The sequence below is a fragment of the Vreelandella rituensis genome (genome assembly GCF_003336665.1).
In the GTDB taxonomy this organism is placed as follows: domain Bacteria; phylum Pseudomonadota; class Gammaproteobacteria; order Pseudomonadales; family Halomonadaceae; genus Vreelandella; species Vreelandella rituensis.
On record NZ_QPIJ01000010.1, the window covers coordinates 27,349 to 48,926 of the forward strand.

A 21,578-nucleotide genomic window follows, 5' to 3' on the forward strand; every position below is an offset into this window, starting at 1 on the left:
AACATTTTTCATCACCGCGGCGGCATAAAGTTATACTATCGACACGATCTGTATAACAATAGATGAACTCATGTCTAAGCCTTGAGCTTACTACCCGGCAGATTACTGCCCCCAGGAGTTTTTATGAGCCGCTTTCAGCCATTGCAAGCGAGCGCGCCGGTAACGCTATTTCACGACGGCCACTGCCCTTTCTGCCGCGTCGAAGTCGCCTGGCTGGAAAAGCATCGCCAGCGTGAGCGTGTCAAGCTGGTCGATATCCAAAGCCCAACGTTCAATGCCGAAGCATACGGCACCCGATTCGAGCGCATGATGGGAAAGCTGCACGTATTGGATAGCCAAGGGGCGTGGTATATAGGCATGGACGCCAGCCGGGCCCTTTATGCCGTCTTAGGCTACCGGCGGCTGGTGTGGCTGTCTTGCTTGCCCGGTGTATGCGGCGTCATGGATGCCGGCTACCGTTTTTTTGCCCGCCGCCGGGTACGGCTGGGCCAGTGGTGGGAAAAACGCCAAGCGAAACGTTGTTCTAAACGGTCTTGAGAACGACCTAAAGAACGCGGTTGATATACGGCCAGCAGATACTCAAAAGACCAGCGGCATGCGCGATGTCAGAGGCTCATCATAATGGGCTTCGCGACCGACCACTTCGTCCTGGGGCACATACTGCACCAGGTAGGCACGGTGAATGCCGGCTCGCTTGAGCTCCAGATAAACATCGTCGAGCGCGCGAAATAACATCGGTTTTTTACGGTTAGTCAGCATGTGGCGCTGTCCTTCCACATCTTCAAGTTCCACTTGATAGAAACGGCTGCCCGCGTGGGTAATCACCCTTACTTCAAAGTTATCATGCTGTTTGACGAATGGCTTGAGTGACTTGAATTCCATGGTTCCCTCCTGCATTAAATACAACTCAGGCACAGCTTGACTGTGCCTGATGACTATTCCATTGCGATTCGGTGTCAAAAATATGACGACAATGCTGCAAGGGAGTTCCAATGAACCTCATTAAACATTACTGATAGTCAGCTGGATCGATCGCCTTTCCCAATGAGTTACGGTCGATCCAATTGCCTGCCTTGGTCTGCTTATAACGGAACACCACCTTGTCACCGACCGCTACCGGCAATTCGCCATCTTCGGTCTGATAACTGTAGGCCTCGCCTTCCACCACCAGGTGATAACGGTAAAGATCCGGCATCCCCAGCCATTCCTTGAACGGCCCTTCCTTCTCCAGCGATTGGAGTTCACCACGCGCTTCCAACTTGGGAATGCGCGGACGATTACCCCGTCGAAAACCACCTGCCATTGTTTTCTCCACTTGATTGATTACCAATCACACACCTGCCTCGCTCGTGCGACTGCTTGTCGGTACTACCCTTGGGCTGGGCATTATACGGTCTGGCCGTTGCATCTCAACTGTCTCATCAACCGTCTCATCAACTGTCTCAACATCGGCTCAACCGCCGAAGGCTTCGCCGTAACTATCCGGGGCCAGGTCCTCGAAACGTGTGTACTTGCCGATAAACGCCATATGCACCGTACCGATCGGACCGTTACGTTGCTTGCCGATAATCAATTCAGCCAACCCCTGGTTATCCGGATTATCCGGGTTGTACACCTCATCACGATAGACGAAGGCGATCACGTCCGCATCCTGCTCGATGGCCCCGGACTCCCGCAAATCCGACATTACCGGACGCTTATTGGGGCGCTGCTCCAATGAACGGTTGAGCTGGGAAAGCGCTACCACCGGGCAACCGAATTCCTTGGCCATCCCTTTTAACGAGCGCGAGATCTCGGAGATTTCCCCGGTACGGTTTTCGGAAAAACCGGGAATCTGCATCAACTGCAGATAATCGATCATGATCAATGCCATGTTGCCATGCTCGCGTACCACGCGGCGTATGCGCGAGCGCATCTCGTTAGGCGAAAGCGCCGCGGTGTCGTCGATGAACAGCTGCTTGTCTTTAAGCAGGTTGACCGCCGAGGTCAGCCGGGGCCAATCCTCATCTTCCAGCTGGCCGGTACGCACACGGGTCTGGTCGATTCGCCCCAGGGAAGACAGCATCCGCAGCATCAAGGATTCCGCGGGCATCTCCATGGAAAACACCATCACCGCCTTGTCGCTGGAGATTACCGCATGTTCCACCAGGTTCATGGCGAAGGAGGTCTTGCCCATCGAAGGCCTTCCGGCAATGATCACCAGATCCGAGGGCTGCCAGCCGGTCGTCATCTCGTCCAGGTCACGAAAGCCGGTGGACAAGCCGGTCATCTCGCCCTTGAGATTGAACAGCTCGTCGATGCGATCCACGGCCTTGGTCAAAAGCTCGCTCATGCCGAGAGGACCGCCGCTTTTAGGCCGCTCCTCGCTGATCTGAAACACCAGACGTTCGGCTTCGTCCAGCAGTTCATCGGCAGGCCGCCCCTGGGGGCTGAAAGCGCCATCGGCTATCTGGCTAGCGGCACGGATCAGCTTTCGCAAGGTCGCCCGCTCACGCACGATATCGGCGTAAGCACGAATATTACTCGCCGAGGGGGTGTTGCGGGCAAGTTCGGCCAAAAACGCCAGGCCACCGACCGTATCCAGCTGGTCGCGTGCTTCCAGGGCTTCCGAGAGTGTGACCACATCCAGCGGCTGCCCGGCTTCCGCCATGTAGGTCATGACGTTGAACACCAGGCGATGCTCGTAGCGATAGAAATCATCGGCCACTAACCGGTCCGACACATTGTCCCAGGCCTGGTTATCCAGCATTAACCCGCCGAGAACCGACTGCTCCGCCTCCAACGAATGAGGAGGCAGCTTGAGCGCTGCCGTTTCCTGGTCGGAAGAAGACGTGTCCTGCATCATTTGCTCCTTGAACGCTCGATATCGTTCAAACCGGTAGCCTGAGGGTATATCAGTGACGAAGGTGCCGTTGATAAACCCGGAACGACAAAGGGCGCGGGATAGCCCGCGCCCTTTGATGGTCTGGCGAGATCAGGCAGCTTATTCAGCCACAATCACCACACGTACCACCGCATTTACTTCTGCATGGAGATGCAGATCGATGTCGAATTCGCCGGTGTGACGAAGCGGACCTTGCGGCATGCGAACTTCGCTCTTGACCACATCAATACCCGCGGAAGAAATCGCATCAGCGATATCACGCGGACCGATGGAACCGAACAGTTTGCCTTCGTCACCAGATTTCGATGTCAAGGACAGTTCGATTTCATTGAGCTGTGCTGCACGCTCTTCGGCTTCGGCCTTGCGCTCGGCGGCCTGAGCTTCAAGCTCGGAACGCTGGGCATTGAAGGCTTCGATGTTTTCCTTGGTAGCCGGCACGGCCAAGCCGTAAGGCACCAAGTAGTTACGACCATAACCAGGCTTTACAGTGACCTTGTCACCGAGGCCGCCCAGCTTACCAATCTTATCGAGCAGAATGACTTCCATCTCGTAAACCTCTTGTCAGTTGCTGCGAGCCAACCGTGCGCGAAAATTCGCTAGCGTATCGATCAGGCCCAACAGCAGCACGATGAGAATCGTGGGCCATGTGGTGATAAGCAGCGCGTAGAACGCTACCAGCCACAAGCCATTCATCCCTTTTAATCCAATAACCCCGTGTACCAACGCAATGCCGGCGATCAGTAGAGGTACCCACCCGAGCATGGCCAACGGCGCAATTCCCAGCAGCATGCCTGCCACACCCAGCACCACCAGAACGGCAAGCTCACGAGGCGCCAGGCGCAAGGCGTGGAACTCCTCGCGAAAGCCTCCCGGGTTATAAAGCCCGGCTTGCCAACTGCGTGCCAGTGCCAGACAGCCTATCGATGCCAGCAATACCACCAAACCGGTGACGCCACTGATGACCAGTTCAGCCAGCACCTGGGTGTCAAACCCTTGGCTGGTGAATTCGGTCAGCATGCGATCGATCTCGGGGGAGCCTTCACGCAACTCCTCGAGCATCAAACGGGTGTCACCCGGCGGGGTGAAAATTCCCAGCTGGATCATTGCCGAGGCGGCCAACGAGCCACCGATCAGTGCCTCGCTCCAGCGCATTCGCTCACGCAGGATAACGGCCATCAGCGTCACCAGCAGTACACTGGCAAGCGGAATCACGTCGCCCTGCGACCACCACCAACCGGCGGGTAGCGCGGCGGCGATAAGCACGGGGAGCGCCGGCACAAGGCCATGGCGCAGTGTCGTCAGGGCGGCAATCGCCGCCCCCAGCCAGAATAGCCAAGGCACCAGGGTTGCCAAAGCAGCCCCGGCGGCAGCGTAGGGTATGCCGCGCATCAGCCATCGGGCGAGCACTAACATCACGCTAGCAACTTACTTGTGGCTATCGGAGTAGGGCAGAAGCGCCAGGTAACGCGAGCGCTTTACAGCTGTCGCCAACTGGCGCTGATAACGTGCCTTGGTGCCGGTGATACGGCTTGGAACGATCTTGCCGGTTTCGGTGATATAAGCTTTCAGCGTATCCAGATCCTTGTAATCGATCTGCTTTACGCCTTCAGCGGTGAAGCGGCAAAACTTGCGGCGACGGAAAAAACGTGCCATGGAATAACTCCTTCAAACGTGCAAATAATAAAATCAGGCAGTTTCTTCGCGGGGCTTGTCTTCGCGACGCGGACGCTTTTCTTCTGCCGGCTTCATCATCGGAGAAGCTTCGGTGACAGCTTCCTTGCAGCGCAAGACCAAGCTGCGGATGATGGCATCGTTGAAACGGAAGATGTTCTCGATTTCGTCGAGAGTCTCGCCGCCGCACTCGACGTTCATCAGCACGTAGTGAGCCTTGTGGATCTTGTTGATCGGGTAAGCCAGATGGCGACGGCCCCAATCTTCCAGACGATGCACGGTACCACCGTTTTCGGTGACAATGCTGGTATAGCGCTCGACCATGGCCGGCACTTGCTCGCTCTGGTCCGGATGGACCATGAACACGATTTCATAATGACGCATACGATCTCCTTGCGGTTTGGCAGCTTCCAGTGCGCGTGCTACCGAAGCACCACGACAGGGAAGCAAGGAGGTGATTGAAATGCCTCCGCTCGAGTCATCGCAGCAAGCGATGAGACGCCGGAGGCATCAAGTAGAATAGCGCTCGCTTGTCAGACAAACGGGCGCAGGCATTTTAGGGGCGCAGCGACTAACTTGCAAGCTGGCGTTGGCGCACCGCCTCAAACAGACAGATACCCGTAGCCACCGAGACATTCAGACTCGACACCTGCCCCGCCATGGGCAGCTTGGCGAGATTGTCACAGGCTTCGCGGGTCAAACGGCGCATGCCCTTGCCTTCAGCCCCCATCACCAGGGCGACAGGGCCGGTGAAGTCGATCTGATAGATACTGGATTCGGCTTCGCCGGCGGTACCGGTGATCCATACACCTTCGGCCTTGAGCTTGGCCAGGGTGCGCGCCAGATTGGTGACCTGATAAACCGGCACCACTTCAGCGGCACCGCAGGCCACCTTGCGTACGGTGGCATTGAGCGGAGCGGCCTTGTCCTTGGCCACGATCACCCCATGCGCACCGGCCGCATCGGCGCTACGCAGGCAAGCACCGAAGTTATGCACGTCGGTCACACCATCGAGCACCAGAAACAGTGGCGGTTGCGGTGCCTGCCAGGCGCGCAACTTGAGCCATAACGACTCTTCACCTTCGGGTGTCAAAGGCGAACAGAACGCAGCCACCCCCTGATGGGCACCGCCCTGGGTCAGTTGGTCGAGCACCTCGCGGGGCCGCTCCTTGACCAACGTCCCCTTGGATCGAGCTTCGTCCATCAGGGCCGCAAGGCGCGTGCCCGCCCCTTGCTGCACCCACAGTTCACGGGGAGCTTCACCACGATCAAGCAGGCTGCGCAGCGCATGTACACCAAATACCAACTCAAGGCCATTCGGCACCTTGAGGTGCTGACGAGAAGACGCCGATTTCATGAATTACCCCTTCTTGGGTGACGTCTTGCGTGGCCCGCGGCGAGTTCGTCGTGCACCCTCACCGCTTTTATGGGCGCCTTCCTTCTTGTCCGCTGCGTGGCTTTTGCGCGGCTGACGCTTAGGGCGTGGCTTGTCATTTTCCAAGGCGAAATCGATCTTGCGATCATCCATGTCCACACGTGCGACCTGCACCGTGAGCCCATCACCCAAGCGGTAGCTCGAACCGGTCCGCTCACCCTTGAGACGATGCTTTTCGGCTTCGTAATGGTAATAGTCGGATGGCAGCGAGGTGACGTGCACCAGCCCTTCCACATAGAACTCATCCAGGCGCACAAAAAGCCCAAACTGGGTCACCGTGGCGATGGTCCCTTCAAAGACTTCACCCAGCTTGTCGGACATGAACTCGCACTTGAGCCAGTCTTCGACATCACGGGTGGCATCGTCAGCACGACGCTCGGCCATCGAACAGTGCTCACCCAGCTCGACCATCTGCTCGAACGTATAAGGACACCACTTGCTTGGCGGCTCAACCGGCGCGCCTTCGGCACGCAGCACCGTATTGGTCTGGCGTGGTCCGCGAATCACCGAACGAATGGCGCGGTGAACCAACAGATCCGGATAACGCCGGATCGGTGAAGTGAAGTGAGCATAGGCGGGATACGCCAGACCGAAGTGGCCGTCATTCTGCGGTGAATATACGGCACGACTCATTGAGCGCAGCATCACGGTTTGAATGATATCGAAATCCGGACGCCCCTTGATCACCTCCGCCAAGGTGCGGTAGTCCTGAGGGGTCGGTTCATCGCCGCCACCCAGGGAAAGCCCCAGCTCATTGAGAAACAGGCGCAGCTTGTCGAGGCGCTCCGGCGCGGGACGCTCATGAATGCGATACAGCGCCGGCAGGTCATGCTTGTCGAGAAAGCGTGCCGTGGCCACATTGGCGGCGAGCATGCATTCCTCGATCACCTTGTGGGCGTCGTTGCGCGAGCGTGGCACGATTTTTTCGATCTTGCGCTCTTCATTGAAGATGATCGCGGTTTCGGTGGTCTCGAAATCGATCGCCCCACGCTCTTCACGCGCCTGGCGAAGCAACTGGTAAAGTTCGTGCAGGCTCTTGATCGGCTTGACCAGGGCGGAATGCTCGTTACGCAACGCCTCGCCCTCTTTACTCGACTCATCGAGTATCGACGCCACCTTGTTATAGGTCAGGCGGGCGTGGGAGCGCATTACCGCCTCATAAAAACGGTGACGGCTGATGGTGCCGGTCTTGGAAATATTCATTTCGCAGACCAGCACCAGGCGATCGACGTGCGGGTTCAGCGAACACAGACCGTTGGAAAGAAGCTCCGGAAGCATCGGCACGACCTGGCCCGGAAAGTATACCGAGGTACCACGGGTACGCGCTTCTTCGTCCAGCGCTGCACCCGGCCGAACGTAATGCGAAACGTCGGCAATCGCCACCAGCAATTTCCAGCTGCCCGACTTGGTCTTCCAGGCGCAGACCGCATCGTCGAAGTCTTTTGCTGACTCATCGTCGATGGTCACTAGCGGCGTATCCCGCAGGTCGATACGGTGGGCCTTGTCGGCGTCTACGACTTCTGCCGAGATACCGGCAATCTGATCCAGCACCTCTGGTGGAAACTCGGCAGGAATATCGTAACTGCGAATCGCAATATCGATTTCCATGCCGGGGTCCATACGTTCGCCCAGTACTTCGACGACTTCCCCTACCGGCTGCACGCGAGTTTCCGGCTGCTTGACGATCCTGGCCGAAATCACCTGACCGTCCTGGGCACCACCACAGGCACTGTGAGGAATGATCACTTCCTGGGTGACTCGAGGGTTTTCCGGAATCAGGATGCCGAATTCCGGGGTATTGGCCCGGTACACGCCTACGATTGTCTGGGTGTTGCGTGTCAGCACCTCGGAAATGGTGGCCTCGTCACGCCCACGTCGGTCACGTCCGGTAACGCGTGCCAAGACATGATCGCCATGAAAGACGCGGCGCATTTGCCGCGACTGCAAGACCAGGTCGGGCTTCTTGCCGTCATCGCGCACCAGAAAGCCGAAACCGTCTCGATGGCCCAGCACCTTGCCCTTGATCAAGTCCAACTTATCGATCAAGGCATAGGCATTGCGGCGATTGCGCAGCACCTGGCCGTCACGCTCCATGGCCGCCATGCGCCGGCGTACCGCCTCTTGAAGATCTTCATCTTCCAGGCCCAGCATCCGGCTCATGTTTTCGTGGGTAATAGGTTTGCCGTACTCTTCAAGCGCAGCCAGCAGATACTCGCGGCTAGGCGCGGGTTTGTCGTATTTATGCGCTTCGCGTTCGGCGTGCGGATCGTCACGTAAAGTCCATTGCGTCATGCTTTCGGCATCCTCAGCGGCAGCAGGGGAAGAGTATTTAGGAGTAGGTACTCTAAAGAGAAGTGATGATGGAGCGCGGACGACAAGCGTCGCATGCACAAGGTTCCAGCAGCGGATGTGTCAGAAAAAACAAGTCTATGATTGGTCATGCCCGCAGTATAGCGCCGCTGTTTGAATGACCCAACCATCTTCCTTGCTGTTTGTCGCCTATGAAGCAAGAAAAAACGCCTTCAAAGGCTTGCATTCCATTACCAGGCGGGTAATATACGCGCCACTTGCCCAGATGGCGGAATTGGTAGACGCGCTAGCTTCAGGTGCTAGTGTCCGTATGGACGTGGAGGTTCAAGTCCTCTTCTGGGCACCATTGATTTTTGAGGATATTATTCAAGAATGTCTGGTTACCTCGGTCACAGCGAGGTGGAGTAGCGAAAGAAAACAGTCGTATAAGATGTAGGCAGGTTTGTGTTCGCCCAGGTGGCGGAATTGGTAGACGCGCTAGCTTCAGGTGCTAGTGTCCGTATGGACGTGGAGGTTCAAGTCCTCTCCTGGGCACCATACCGAACACAACCGATCACATCGAAAAAGCAGCAACATGATGCGCCCAGGTGGCGGAATTGGTAGACGCGCTAGCTTCAGGTGCTAGTGTCCGTATGGACGTGGAGGTTCAAGTCCTCTCCTGGGCACCATGCTTCATGGTACCGTTCAACCGCATCATTTTCATTACCCCCCTTCCTGCATTGCCTTCCCGTCGCGCTATCTATTATTGCTATTCTTTCGTGCTATACAGCCATACCAACCACTTGTCGCACCAAATTCTTGCCACATTAGCCACTGCCATTATTGGCCTTCAAGTAGCATCCGTTATTTACTGGAATCGCCCCGGCCGCTTGGCTACCTCTTCCAGCGCCCAGTCTTGTGTATCGATGCGGCTCTCCAGGCGTTGTTCAACGTCCTGAGCCAGATCGGGGAAGAAGTCCAAACCGGTACGCGCCTCTACCTGATCGATACTCACCAGATAATCGTCCAACGGTTCATTACCGCGCACGGTCTGAGGCATGATGAACGCCAATGCCAAGGGTGTTTCGGCGTGAGGCACCACGATAATTTTGTAAAAGGCTTCGGGAATTTCCACCAGGCCGACACGGTTGAAGACGTTATCCATAAAGGATTCCGGAAACACCGGGCCGGTAATTACCTGCAACCGCTCGAAACGCGGGGCGAAATGATCCATGACCGATTCTTCCAATCGTTGCCATAACTGCCGATTGAGGTCGGGACGCTGCGGCGCCATATTGCTCATGCGAAAGGTATGTAACTGCGCTGAGCGACCATGCACCGCGGCAATCGCGTAATTAGGCGCCAGGTGCCCACGATCATAACCACTGCCGGAATATTCGTCGGTGCCAACCGGCCACAGTGTGCGCCAATCCGCCTGGAAATTTGGCCGCGCGCCAATACGCGTGTCTTCCACGGCATTTAGCTGGTAGCTGACCCAAAGAGCGTTGACCCGCACATCCGACCAACCCACCAGAAAGCCATCATTGCGCAATACACGATGAAAGGTGGTGGGATGCAAGGACTCCCAGGTCGGCGTACCCATCCAGTTGTAGTCATCGCTGTATTGGCGCTCCTGGAAATACCATAATCCCGAGGCCATCACCACGAATAACAGCGAAACGCCGAGGTTTCGGCCTCGGCGGCGCCAACGAGATACTGAGTTACGCAAGGTCGATTTCTCCGCTTGGCGGTTTGTTCTATCCAACAACAGCTTTATGAAGCAACCGGTCTATCCGATAGCCGTTACCAGCCCAGGGAGAACATGGTTTCCAGATCGTGGCGGGAATGAACCTGCATGGCATTCAATGTTTCAGTGTCACTCACGCCTTCCACGGCATTGAGACGTTCCGTCACCAACTCCGCGAGGCTTTCAAAGTCACGGGTCCGGGCAATGGCCACCAGATCGTAACGCCCGCAGGTGGAATAGACTTCACTGATGCCTTCGACATCCGCCAGGCGCTCGGCTACCGCTTTCACCTGGCCTTTTTCGGTGTTGATCAAGATGACAGCATTTTGCATGACGAACCCTTCATAAAAAGAAATGCCAAGCGAGTATAACACCCACCTCTGCTTGCCACAGCACTCGCCCCGGCCGTGACTAATTGTCGCTGGGTTGAAACAGGTATTCGCAGACTGGGTTGCCTTCCGCTAGCATAGGCTTCGGGACTCCGTTATTCAGATATTCTCGGAGCAAGAGGTGGAAAAACCACCCTATAAATCGTGACCATACGTCAGACCGTGACGTTTAAGGAGACACCATGGCTAATCAAAGCCGTCGCAAGTTCATGCGTAACAGTCTTATGGGCCTTGCCGCCTTGCCACTGGGTGCGGGCATCCTTTCCAAGGCTGCCTTTGCTCAGACCTTACCCCGTCTGGACCCTTCCGCCAGTAACGCCCAAGCCCTGAATTACGTCGAAGTAGCCAGCGAAGCCAGCGATCATCCGGCCTACAGCGAGGGCGAATTTTGCAATAATTGCATGTTCTACACAGAAGACAACGAAGGCTGCCAGCTATTCCCGCAAAACAGCGTAGAACCCAAGGGCTGGTGCCAGTCCTGGACTGCTCAGATGTAATCTGTTTCTGCCTGAAGCACCTTAAGCAGCTGTACCTTTGTCCCGCGCCCAGGCGCGGGACAGTTGTCTTGCATTCAACTTCTCGTCCACCATATCGATGAACTCAACGACCGGCCTGAACCTCCTCCCCTTCTATCGGCCAATGGTACCGTCGGGTAACGCGCTCCGCCTCGAAGGAATCGAGCCTGACCGGAAAGCCCCATAATTGATGCAGATGGCGCATTACCGGGTAGACACTCCGTCCCAGCGGGCGCCGCGCATCCTGGACATGATGCAGCGTCAAGGAACGATCCCCCCGAATATCCGCCTCGACTATCTGAACATTAGGCTCCCGAACCGAAAGCGCATATTGCATGGCCAAGGCTTCGCGCACGCGCCGATAGCCACGCTCATTATGGATGGCACCCACTTCCAGCGTTTCCTCCTGATCATCGTCCACGACCAGAAAGAGCTTCAGATCACGCATCACCTTGGGAGATAGAAACTGCTGAATAAAGGATTCGTCCTTGAAGTTACGCATGGCGAATTCCACTGATTCGCGCCATGGACTTCCCGCCATATCCGGAAACCACTCATGGTCTTCGTCAGTCGGCGACACGCAGATACGTTTTATGTCGGTAAAGATGGCAAACCCCAGAGCGTAAGGGTTGATACCGCTGAAATTGGGACTATCGAAATCCGGCTGATGGATAACCGCTGAGTGCGACTGAAGAAACTCCAGCATCAACCCTTCATCAACCAACCCATCATCGTATAAACGGTTCATCAGGGTGTAATGCCAGAAGCATGCCCAGCCTTCATTCATCACCTGAGTCTGGCGCTGGGGGTAAAAATACTGGGCCAACTTGCGCACGATACGTACGATCTCGCGCTGCCAGGGCGCCAGCAATGGCGCATTTTTCTCAATGAAATACAGCAGGTTCTCCTGCGGCTCAGAAGGATATCGGCCGGCACTGTGCAATCCCAGCGGGTCGTTTTCCGGGCTCATGCCGTCCACTATCGGCATATCGCCGCGCGGGGCCTCGGGAATGGTTCGCCAGAGCATATTCACCTGAGCCTGAAGATAGGTTTCACGCTCATCCTGGCGACGTATTTCTTCTTCCGCTGAAATCGGCGATGGCCGCTTATAGCGATCCACACCATAGTTCTGCAAGGCGTGACACGCATCCAGCAGCTGTTCCACGGCCTGAACCCCATGGCGCTCTTCGCACTGGGCAATGTACTTGCGGGCGAATACCAGGTAATCGATGATCGATTCGGCATCCGTCCAGGTTCGGAACAGATAATTGCCTTTGAAGAAGGAATTATGCCCATAACAGGCATGGGCCATGACCAGCACCTGCATCATCAGGGTATTCTCTTCCATGAGATAGGCGATGCAGGGGTCGGAATTGATCACCAGCTCATAGGCCAGGCCCATCTGGCCCCGCCGGTAGGCCTGCTCCACGGCCAGAAACTGCTTGCCGAACGACCAATGATGATAGCCCACCGGCATGCCTACGCTGGCGTAGGCATCCATCATCTGTTCAGTGGTAATGACTTCGATCTGATTGGGATAGGTATCCAGGCGGTATTCATCCGCCAGACATGCAAGTTCCGTATCGAAACGCTGGAGTATGGCGAAGTTCCAGTCAGAGCCGCTGGCAATTGGACGGCGTATGTCATTCATGGCGCACTCCTTGAGTGTCGTCTCACTGTCTCTGGCTGAGCCGACGCTTGAACAGCTCGCGAAACACCGGGTAAATATCACCGGCCTCGACGATCTGGCGCATGGCGAAGCGTTCGGAAAATACCCCAGCCACTGCCTCGTACTCCTGCCACAAGGATTGATGCTCATGCGGCGTGATTTCCACGTAGGCAAAATATTGCAGTTGCGGCATCAGTTTCTTGAGTAACAGCTCCCGACAGACATCCGAATCATCGTCCCAGTTATCCCCATCGCTGGCCTGGGCCACATAGAGGTTCCACTTCCCGGGGGGATAGCGCGCCTCGATGATCTTGTCGACCAGCCTCAAGGCGCTGGAAACGATGGTGCCGCCGGTTTCGCGTGAGTAAAAGAATTCCTCCTCATTCACTTCCCGCGCCGCTGTGTGGTGACGCACGAATACCAGTTCGACTTTCTCGTAGTGCTTCTCCAGAAACAGATACAACAGCAGGAAAAAGCGCTTGGCGATATCCTTGTGGTTTTGCGTCATCGAGCCCGACACATCCATGACGCAAAAGATCACCGCCTGACTTGACGGCTGTGGCTGAGCGCTGAGCTGGTGGTAACGCAAGTCATAGGTGTCGATGAAGGGGATTGACTCGAGGCGTTTTTCCAGTCGCTCGATTTCCGCCTTGAGCTCGGTGATTCGTGCCGGATTACGTAACACGGAATCCTTGCGCTCTTCCGCTTGCAGCGCCTCCTGAGCAGCCTTCAAGGCACGCCGAATCGGAGCGCGCAAGGCAATCCGCCGGGCATAGGCTTCGCGCATCGAGCGGGTGATACTGATACGCGCAGGTACACCGTCACGGCTCAGGCCGGCTCGCACCATCTTCACTTCATCCAGGGATTTGAGCGGTTTGCGCTGCAAATGTGGAAGTTCCAGGCCATCGAAGACGAACTCCAGAAACTCCTCTCGGCTCAAGGTGAAGGCGAATTCATCCATGCCTTCACCCTGGTTGGAAGCGTCGCCTTGGCCCCCGCCCTGGCCGCCCTGCCCCTTGGGGCGTTGTATCCGGTCGCCTTCGAGAAACTCCTTGTTACCCGGCGCGACAATCGAGCGCGCGCCACCCTGGCCATGTTGAAACACCGGCTCGGAAATATCCTTCGTGGGTATCGAGATCTTTTCGCCACGCTCCATGTCGGTGATCGAGCGGCGGTTGACCGATTCCTCCACGGAGCGCTTGATATGCTTGCGATAACGTTCCAGAAAGCGCTGCCGGTTCACAGCGCTCTTGTGCTTGGCATTGGGCCTTCGATCGATGAAATAGGTCATGTGACCTCCCGGCAAGGCTCACTGAGATTTACGCACGCGCAAATACCACTCCGACAGCAAACGCACCTGCTTCTCGGTATATCCGCGATCCACCATGCGCGCCACGAAATCCTCATGCTTGCGTTGATCTGATGTCGACGCCTTGGCATTGAACGAGATCACCGGCAGAAGCTCTTCGGTATTGGCGAACATCTTGTGCTCGATAACCCCTTTAAGCTTTTCATAGGATTGCCAGCTGGGGTTCATGCCATTGTTCTGGGCGCGCGCACGCAGCACAAAGTTGACCACCTCATGACGAAAATCCTTGGGATTGGAAATACCCGCCGGCTTCTCGATCTTTTCCAGCTCTTCGTTGAGTGACTGGCGGTCGAGCAGCGCACCGGTTTCCGGGTCACGGTATTCCTGATCCTGAATCCAGAAATCGGCATAGATGACGTAGCGGTCGAAGATGTTCTGGCCGTATTCGCTATAGGATTCAAGATAGGCGGTCTGGATCTCCTTGCCGATGAAGTCGACATAGCGCGGCGCCAGAAACTCCTTGATGAAACCCAGATAACGCTCATGGACTTCAGTGGGCAACTGTTCACGTTCGAGTGCCTGTTCCAGCACATACAACAGATGCACCGGGTTGGCCGCCACTTCGGTGCTATCGAAGTTGAACACCTTGGAGAGAATCTTGAACGCAAAGCGCGTGGAAAGCCCTTGCATGCCTTCATCCACACCCGCCGCATCACGGTATTCCTGGATCGACTTGGCACGTGGGTCGGTGTCTTTCAGATTTTCGCCGTCATAGACGCGCATCTTGGAAAAAATATTCGAGTTTTCCGGCACATTGAGCCGCGAAAGCACCGAGAACTGAGCCAGCATGCGCAGGGTGTCCGGCGCGCAGGGCGCAGCATTCAAGGAGGAATCTTCGAGCAGTTTCTCGTAGATCTTGATCTCCTCGGAAACGCGCAGGCAATAAGGCACCTTGACGATATACACCCGGTCGAGAAACGCCTCGTTGTTACGGTTATTACGAAACGCCTGCCACTCGGACTCGTTGGAGTGAGCCAGGACGATACCGTTGAAAGGAATCGCCCCCATCCCTTCGGTGGGGTTGTAGTTGCCTTCCTGGGTGGCGGTCAGCAATGGATGCAGCACCTTGATAGGCGCCTTGAACATCTCGACGAATTCCATCAGCCCCTGGTTGGCGCGGCACAGCCCGCCGGAGAAGCTGTAGGCATCCGGGTCATCCTGGGAATAAAGTTCCAGCTGACGGATATCCACCTTGCCCACCAAGGATGAAATATCCTGGTTGTTCTCGTCACCAGGCTCAGTCTTGGAAATAGCGATCTGGTGCAGCCGCGAGGGGTACAGGCGCACCACGCGGAATTCGGAAATATCCCCGCCGTACTCCTTGAGCCGCTTGGCCGCCCAGGGCGACATCACGCTTTTCAGATAGCGCTGCGGAATGCCGTACTCCTTTTCCAGCAGCTCGCCATCTTCCTCAGGAGAAAACAGGCCCAAGGGTGACTCATACACCGGGGAGCCCTTGATGGCATAGAACGGAATGCGTTCCATCAATAGTTTCAGGCGTTCGGCCAGCGATGACTTACCCCCGCCCACCGGCCCCAGCAGGTAGAGAATCTGCTTACGCTCCTCCAGCCCTTGAGCAGCATGGCGAAAATACGCCACGATCTGTTCGATGGCTTCTTCCATACCATGAAATTCCGCGAACGCCGGATAGCGACGAATCACCTTGTTGGAGAAAATCCGCGAGAGACGCGGGTCTTTGGCAGTATCGATCACTTCGGGCTCGCCGATGGCTTCAAGCATCCGCTCTGAAGCGCTGGCATAAGCGGACGCATCGCGCCGGCACAATTCCAGGTATTCCTGCAGGCTCATGTCTTCCTGCTGGACACGGGAAAAACGATTTTGAACGTGGTCAAAGATGCTCATTGATGCCTCCTCTGGCCCAACCTCGGCGGTACGACGCGTCGGATAACACGAAGTACCTGTTCTATCAGCGTAGTCAGCATTAGCGATAACGATGATGGATGCTTCAACGCAACCCAATTTTGTTTTATTAGTTCTATTCTAAGAAAGCTTGGAAGGAAATTGGTTGCGTTGAAAGCAGGAGATTTGAACAGAGCAGCAAACGAAGAAGGTGAGGAAGGATCAGTTCAGGGCTGCTTGGATATCGGCAATCAAGCTATCGAGCAGCACGGTGGTGGTATTCCAGGCGCACACAAAACGCACCCCACCGGCACCGATGAAGGTATAGAACGTCCAGCCGCGTTGGCGCAGAGACGCGATCACCGCCGGCGGCAATTCCACGAACACACTGTTGGCCTGGGTGGGAAACATCAAGGATATGCCGGGTAAGGCGCGCAGGCCTTCGGCCAAGTAGCCGGCCATGGCATTGGCGTGTTGCGCATTGCTGAGCCAGGCGCCACTTTCCAGCAGCCCTAGCCAAGGCGCCGCCACGAAACGCATCTTGGAAGCCAGTTGGCCGGCCTGTTTGCAACGCCAGGCGAAATCTTCAGCCAGGTCACGGTTGAAGAACAGAATGGCTTCCCCGAAAGCCAGGCCGTTCTTGGTGCCGGAAAAACACAGGGCGTCTATCCCTACCTGCCAGGTCAATTCCGCCGGGGTGACGTTCAAACTGGCACAGGCATTGGCGAAACGGGCGCCATCCATGTGCAGGCGCAGGTCGTACTTGTCGGCAACGGCCCTTATGGCCAGCAACTCCTCACGCGAATAAAGCGTGCCCACCTCGGTGGGTTGCGTCAGCGAAATGACTTTCGGTTTCGGGTAGTGAATGTCGTTGCGCTTGGTGACCAGCGCCTCGATGCCTTCCGGGGTCAACTTGCCGTTGGGGCCCGGTGCAGTGAGCAACTTGGACCCATTGGAGAAGAATTCCGGCCCCCCGCACTCATCGGTTTCGATATGCGCCAGTTCGTGGCAGATCACGCTGTGATAACTGCGTGCCATGGCCGAAAGCACCAGGGAATTGGCTGCGGTACCGTTGAAAACGAAAAATACGTCGCAATCGTAGTCGAACAATTCCCGAAAACGATCCGCCGCCCGGGCCGTCCAGTGGTCATTGCCGTAAGCCAGGTCGTCCGTCTGGTTGGCTTTGAGCAGATATTCCATCGCTTCCGGACAGATGCCGGAGGTGTTGTCACTGGCAAGAAAGCGCGGGGTGCACTCCGAGGTCATGAGGAAAAATCCTTGTAAGCTAGCGTAATCGCGGCACCGGCCGGGTGCCACCGGGCTATGGGCGGTCAAGACGGGATAACCGCTTGGCCGGATACGTCACCTTATCGCCCTTTCCTTCGAGCGTCACCCGGCAGGCTACGCCATCCTGCAGGCTACAATGCTGCTGCCAGACGCGTGCCTTGTTCGATGGCGCGTTTGGCATCAAGCTCGGTGGCCTCATCGGCGCCGCCAATGATATGTACCGCGACACCTTCCTCGCTCAACGGCGCCAGCAATTCACGTACCGACTCCTGCCCGGCGCAGACCACAATGCTGTCAACCGCCAGTACGCGGGTCATCTCATCCTGGCGTATGTGCAGCCCTTGGTCATCGATCTTGAGGTAGTCACAGCCCGCCAGGGTGGTGACGCCACGCTGCTTGAGAGAAACGCGGTGCACCCAGCCCGTGGTCTTGCCCAGATTCTTGCCCGGCTTGGAAGCCTTGCGCTGGAGCATGGTGATCTCTCTTGGCACCTCAGGCGGTTGCGGGGCTTTCAAGCCGCCCCGGCTAGAAACCGCCAAGTCAACGCCCCACTCATCACACCAGGCGTCGACATCCAGCGTCGGGTGGCCCTGATGCGAAAGCAGTTCCGAGACATCGAAACCGATGCCACCGGCACCGATTACCGCCACACGCCGACCCACGCGTTCGGGGTGGGTGATCGCCTGGGCATAACTCAACACGCTAGGGTGGTCACTACCGGGCAAGGCCAGCTCGCGGGGACGCACACCGGTGGCCAGTATCACCTCATCGAAGTCTTTCAGCGCCTGGGGGTCGGCTTGAGCATTCAAACGCACTTCCACGCCGTGCTTGTCGAGCATCACCCGGTAATAACGCAGGGTTTCCAAGAACTCCTCCTTGCCGGGAATCTTGCGCGCATAGTTGAACTGCCCGCCAAGCTCGGCGTTTTGCTCGAACAGCACTACCTCGTGACCACGGCTGGCGGCCGTTACCGCTGTCGCCAACCCCGCAGGACCGCCACCCACCACTGCCACCCGCTTGATCCGGCTCGCCGGTTCGATCAACAATTCCGTTTCATGGCAGGCACGTGGATTGACCAGGCAGGAGGTCAACTTGCCAGCGAAGGTATGATCCAGACAGGCCTGATTGCAGGCGATACAGGTATTGATTTCCTGCGATCTGCCCGCCTGGGCCTTTTCCACCCAGGCCGGGTCGGCGAGAAAGGGCCGCGCCATGGACACCATGTCAGCGTGGCCTTGCGCCAAAACCCGCTCGGCGGTTTCCGGCATATTGATGCGATTGGTGGTGATCAGGGGAATCGAAAGCTCGGTTTTCAGACGCTGTGTGACTTGCGTGAACGCCGCACGCGGCACACTGGTCACGATGGTGGGCACCCGCGCTTCGTGCCAGCCGATACCGGTATTGATCACGTCGGCACCGGCCGCTTCAATGGCCCGCCCCAGGGCGATCACCTCTTCCCAGGTGCTGCCATCCTCCACCAGGTCGATCATCGAAAGGCGGAAGATGATCAGAAATTCTTTACCGACCGTCTCGCGAATCCGCCGAACGATCTCCACGGCAAAGCGGATGCGATTGGCGAAACTTCCGCCCCATTGATCTTCGCGGTGATTGGTGCGCGGGCAGATGAACTCATTGATCAGATAGCCTTCCGACCCCATGACTTCCACGCCATCGTAACCGGCTTCCCGGGCAAGGGTGGCGCAGCGCACGTAATCATCGACTTGTTGCTCGACGTCCTGGGTGCTCAAGGCGCGCGGCATGAAGGGATTTATCGGCGCCTGAAGCGCTGATGGGGCCACCAGATCCGGGGAATAAGCATAACGTCCGGCATGCAGAATCTGCATGCAAATATAGCCTCCGGCCTCATGTACTGCCTTGACCACCTCTTGATGAGGCGGCAGCTGATCGTTTTCCATCAAGGCGTTGGCATTCTCGAATACCGCACCCTCTCGATTGGGGGCGATACCCCCGGTGACGATAAGGCTCACCCCATGCCGCACCCGCTCAGCATAGAACACCGCCAGGCGCTCGAAGCCTCCCGGCACCTCCTCCAGGTTGGTATGCATCGAGCCCATGAGAATACGATTGGGCAGTGTCAGGTGTCCGACATTCAAAGGACGAAACAGATGGGGGTAGGCAGACGCTTGCGACATGATAGAGTCTCTTTTGTTAGTAGAGTAACCAATCGAAGTAACCAGTCGACATTGGTAGCGACCAATCGAAATTCAAACAAGCGTATGCCATCCTGGGTGTGACGTACAGCCCCTGCCAAGCTTGCCAACAGGAACATCCCATGCCGTTGATCTACTTTCTGGCCCCCTTGGCCACCGTACTGATCTGGTCGGGCAACATGACCATCAATCAACTCAGCGTCGGTGCCATTGCTCCCACCAGTATCGCCTTTCTGCGCTGGGTGTTGGCCCTTGCCGTCATGACGCCCTTCGTGCTGCCGGCGGTATGGCGTCACCGGGAAGAACTCGGCCGCCAGTGGCCGAAACTGGCTTTTCTCGGCTTGCTCGGCATGGGCTTGTGGCAAGGGTTGGCCTACGTGGCGGCGGAAACCACCAGCGCGACCAACATGGGTATCCTGGCCGCCATGGTGCCCCTTCTCACCGTACTGCTGAGCGCCCTGATCTTGCGTGTCGCACCGACGCTTGGCGGCATCGCCGGTGGGGTAGTGGCGTTTGTCGGGGTAACGGTGCTGCTGGGGCGTGGCAACCCGCTTTCGTTGCTGCACCTTGAAGTGGCATTCGGTGATGCGCTGATGGTGGTGGCCGCCAGCTGCTACGCCCTGTATGGCGTGATGCTCAAACGCTGGCCAATGGCACTGCCGCCCTGGGTAATGCTGTATGCCCAGGTGTGCTTTGCCGTGCTCTTCTTGCTGCCAGGCTATCTTCTCGGCCCGATGACGCCCGTCAGTACCGCCAATATCGGTTTGATCCTGTATGCCGGCATCCCGGCTTCCATCATTACCACCTTCCTGTGGATGCGGGCGGTACGCCAGATAGGCGCCAACCAGGCAAGCATCTTCATCAACTTGATGCCCTTGTTCAGCGCCTTGATTGCCATGGCTTTCCTGGGCGAAATCGTGGCCGGCTTTCACCTCGTCGGCGGCCTGTTGATACTGGCCGGTGTGATCATGGCGCAACTGCTGACCCAGCCGCTGAACCGCATTCCTCGAAGCCGAGAGTCCCTCTCTTGATGAGGAAACGTCTCTTTCTTGATGATGAAATAATACTTGAAAAGCCAGATAAGCCAGCTAGGTTTACATCATCATCCAAAAAAAGCCTTCACTATTATAATGAATGGATGCTAATGCCCCTTAACCAAAACGATACGAGGTTTTTATGAAACATATCCTTAAGGCTGCGGCACTGATTGGCACATTCAGTTTATTGTCAGGCATGGCGGTTGCAGAGCAGCCCGGTGAAGACATCGACCCAAACGGTGGTGTGGATTCGGCAAATGCCCCTGACGACGCCATGGTCGATTCCCAAGGCAAGGTAGAAAATGGAGAGATAGTTCCGGGCAGCGGCGTCGATAGTGCGAATGACCCTGACGACACCATGAACGATCCCCAGGGCAAGGTAGAAAATGGAGAGATAGTTCCGGGCAGCGGCGTCGATAGTGCGAATGACCCTGACGACACCATGAACGATCCCCAGGGCAAGTTAGAAAATGGAGAGATAGTACCGGACGGCGGCGTGGATTCGGCCAATGATCCCGACGATTGATCTTGAGCGCTAACCCACTGTAATGCGAGAAAGCCCCGGCATTTCGCCGTAATGCCAGTCAGTTAACGCTGACTGGCATTTTTCTTGGTGGGGTATTTCTGTGGTCGGCGCCTGACCGATCGAGGATAAGACCGCTCGCGTCGCTCAGGCAGGACGAAGGCAGGTGCCATGTCCAGCATCGATTGAAGCACGCCGGGCACGCGTCCCGGCGAGACTCAAGGTAGGATCGTCAACTCCTTGATGAGCCAGTGGGCAGCCTGATGGAAGCTGAGCTGGCATCCAGGCTATAGGCCATGCGCGCCATCTGGAAACGGATCAGGTTGTAGGCCAGCAAGGTGCCCCAGAGCTCCTGAAAGACCATCTCCGGCGTGCGGCTGCGCAACGTTAGGCGGTTTCCTAATAACGATTGCTTGATTTCCCGGTAGCCCAGTTCGATTTCCCAGCGATGGCTATAAAGGTCGACAATATCTGCCGCCGGAAAGCGCAGCGGGTCGGACATCGAGGTCAGGCCCTGGACCTCCTTGCCATTCACCTTGCGGCGTAACAGACGCGCCGTCATTGTCGGCGGCAAGTCCGGCCACTTCTTGCGCGCCTGCGGTGACGTGGTCAAGGTCACCAGGCGGTCTTGCCTGCCCAGCGAGCGTTGTTCCTGATAATGCGTTCCCTTCTTCAGGGGAATGAGCCAATGACGCTGCTCGCCTGCGCTCTGCCAGGCATGCAGCAGACCCA

General features: G+C 56.8%; 20 protein-coding genes, 3 tRNA genes and 1 pseudogene. 7 read left to right on the forward strand and 17 right to left on the reverse strand.

Annotation, left to right across the window (positions count from 1 at the left end):
- Positions 1–123 precede the first annotated feature (123 nt).
- Positions 124–537 (forward strand): thiol-disulfide oxidoreductase DCC family protein, encoded by a 414-nt coding sequence (locus DU506_RS06430; RefSeq protein ID WP_114486120.1) that lies wholly within the window; start codon positions 124–126, stop codon positions 535–537.
- 42 nt (positions 538–579) lie between these two features.
- Here DU506_RS06430 and DU506_RS06435 read toward each other — a convergent pair whose 3' ends face one another.
- The 9 genes from DU506_RS06435 to rnr form a co-directional block, all read right to left on the reverse strand.
- A complete protein-coding gene (locus tag DU506_RS06435) occupies positions 580–882 on the reverse strand; it encodes a DUF6482 family protein (protein WP_114486121.1) in 303 nt (100 codons plus the stop codon).
- A 127-nt stretch (positions 883–1,009) separates the two neighbouring features.
- On the reverse strand, positions 1,010–1,303 hold the full coding sequence (locus DU506_RS06440; protein ID WP_114486122.1) for a hypothetical protein: 294 nt from the start codon (positions 1,301–1,303) through the stop codon (positions 1,010–1,012).
- Between the two features lie 150 nt (positions 1,304–1,453).
- Entirely contained in the window at positions 1,454–2,842 is a 1,389-nt protein-coding gene (dnaB, locus tag DU506_RS06445; RefSeq protein WP_114486123.1) for a replicative DNA helicase, read from the reverse strand.
- A 141-nt stretch (positions 2,843–2,983) separates the two neighbouring features.
- Positions 2,984–3,430 (reverse strand): 50S ribosomal protein L9, encoded by a 447-nt coding sequence (gene rplI, locus DU506_RS06450; protein WP_114486124.1) that lies wholly within the window; start codon positions 3,428–3,430, stop codon positions 2,984–2,986.
- Positions 3,431–3,445: 15 nt separating this feature from the next.
- Positions 3,446–4,297, reverse strand: a complete 852-nt coding sequence (locus tag DU506_RS06455) for a hypothetical protein (RefSeq protein ID WP_114486125.1) — start codon at positions 4,295–4,297, stop codon at positions 3,446–3,448.
- A 12-nt stretch (positions 4,298–4,309) separates the two neighbouring features.
- Entirely contained in the window at positions 4,310–4,537 is a 228-nt protein-coding gene (gene rpsR, locus DU506_RS06460) for a 30S ribosomal protein S18 (RefSeq protein ID WP_114486126.1), read from the reverse strand.
- 33 nt (positions 4,538–4,570) lie between these two features.
- On the reverse strand, positions 4,571–4,939 hold the full coding sequence (gene rpsF / locus DU506_RS06465) for a 30S ribosomal protein S6 (protein ID WP_114486127.1): 369 nt from the start codon (positions 4,937–4,939) through the stop codon (positions 4,571–4,573).
- Positions 4,940–5,126: 187 nt separating this feature from the next.
- Positions 5,127–5,912, reverse strand: coding sequence for a 23S rRNA (guanosine(2251)-2'-O)-methyltransferase RlmB (gene rlmB, locus DU506_RS06470; RefSeq protein WP_114486128.1), 786 nt, complete (start codon positions 5,910–5,912; stop codon positions 5,127–5,129).
- Positions 5,913–5,915: 3 nt separating this feature from the next.
- Positions 5,916–8,282, reverse strand: coding sequence for a ribonuclease R (gene rnr, locus DU506_RS06475; protein ID WP_114486129.1), 2,367 nt, complete (start codon positions 8,280–8,282; stop codon positions 5,916–5,918).
- 277 nt (positions 8,283–8,559) lie between these two features.
- Between rnr and DU506_RS06480 the strand changes: the two genes are divergently transcribed.
- The 3 genes from DU506_RS06480 (at position 8,560) to DU506_RS06490 (ending at position 8,968) form a co-directional block, all read left to right on the forward strand.
- Positions 8,560–8,646, forward strand: a tRNA-Leu gene (locus tag DU506_RS06480).
- A 104-nt stretch (positions 8,647–8,750) separates the two neighbouring features.
- Positions 8,751–8,837, forward strand: a tRNA-Leu gene (locus DU506_RS06485).
- 44 nt (positions 8,838–8,881) lie between these two features.
- A tRNA-Leu gene (locus DU506_RS06490) sits at positions 8,882–8,968 on the forward strand.
- Positions 8,969–9,147: 179 nt separating this feature from the next.
- On the opposite strand, the gene DU506_RS06495 is transcribed toward DU506_RS06490, so the two are convergent.
- A complete protein-coding gene (locus DU506_RS06495; protein ID WP_114486175.1) occupies positions 9,148–9,939 on the reverse strand; it encodes a DNA/RNA non-specific endonuclease in 792 nt (263 codons plus the stop codon).
- Between the two features lie 143 nt (positions 9,940–10,082).
- The gene (locus DU506_RS06500; protein ID WP_114486176.1) at positions 10,083–10,358 is read right to left on the reverse strand and encodes an Lrp/AsnC family transcriptional regulator; all 276 of its coding nucleotides are present in this window, start codon (positions 10,356–10,358) and stop codon (positions 10,083–10,085) included.
- 239 nt (positions 10,359–10,597) lie between these two features.
- Here DU506_RS06500 and DU506_RS06505 point away from each other — a divergent pair, with 239 nt between their 5' ends.
- On the forward strand, positions 10,598–10,912 hold the full coding sequence (locus tag DU506_RS06505) for a high-potential iron-sulfur protein (protein WP_114486130.1): 315 nt from the start codon (positions 10,598–10,600) through the stop codon (positions 10,910–10,912).
- A 103-nt stretch (positions 10,913–11,015) separates the two neighbouring features.
- On the opposite strand, the gene DU506_RS06510 is transcribed toward DU506_RS06505, so the two are convergent.
- From DU506_RS06510 to DU506_RS06530, 5 genes are all read right to left on the reverse strand, one after another.
- On the reverse strand, positions 11,016–12,581 hold the full coding sequence (locus DU506_RS06510) for a SpoVR family protein (RefSeq protein ID WP_114486131.1): 1,566 nt from the start codon (positions 12,579–12,581) through the stop codon (positions 11,016–11,018).
- Positions 12,582–12,603: 22 nt separating this feature from the next.
- A complete protein-coding gene (locus DU506_RS06515) occupies positions 12,604–13,890 on the reverse strand; it encodes a YeaH/YhbH family protein (protein WP_114486132.1) in 1,287 nt (428 codons plus the stop codon).
- 18 nt (positions 13,891–13,908) lie between these two features.
- A complete protein-coding gene (locus DU506_RS06520; protein WP_114486133.1) occupies positions 13,909–15,831 on the reverse strand; it encodes a PrkA family serine protein kinase in 1,923 nt (640 codons plus the stop codon).
- A 219-nt stretch (positions 15,832–16,050) separates the two neighbouring features.
- Positions 16,051–17,094 carry a threonine aldolase family protein gene (locus DU506_RS06525; protein ID WP_114486134.1) on the reverse strand — a complete coding sequence of 348 codons (1,044 nt, stop codon included), beginning with the start codon at positions 17,092–17,094 and terminating at the stop codon, positions 16,051–16,053.
- Positions 17,095–17,246: 152 nt separating this feature from the next.
- Positions 17,247–19,268, reverse strand: a complete 2,022-nt coding sequence (locus DU506_RS06530; protein WP_114486135.1) for an NADPH-dependent 2,4-dienoyl-CoA reductase — start codon at positions 19,266–19,268, stop codon at positions 17,247–17,249.
- Between the two features lie 140 nt (positions 19,269–19,408).
- Here DU506_RS06530 and DU506_RS06535 point away from each other — a divergent pair, with 140 nt between their 5' ends.
- Together DU506_RS06535 and DU506_RS06540 are read left to right on the forward strand one after the other, a co-directional pair.
- Positions 19,409–20,317, forward strand: a complete 909-nt coding sequence (locus DU506_RS06535; RefSeq protein WP_114486136.1) for a DMT family transporter — start codon at positions 19,409–19,411, stop codon at positions 20,315–20,317.
- 145 nt (positions 20,318–20,462) lie between these two features.
- Positions 20,463–20,849: a hypothetical protein gene (locus DU506_RS06540; protein ID WP_114486137.1), complete on the forward strand. Its 387-nt coding sequence runs from the start codon at positions 20,463–20,465 to the stop codon at positions 20,847–20,849.
- A gap of 62 nt (positions 20,850–20,911) precedes the next feature.
- Here DU506_RS06540 and DU506_RS21610 read toward each other — a convergent pair.
- Positions 20,912–21,578 (reverse strand): annotated as a pseudogene (locus DU506_RS21610) (IS4 family transposase); the annotation flags it as partial.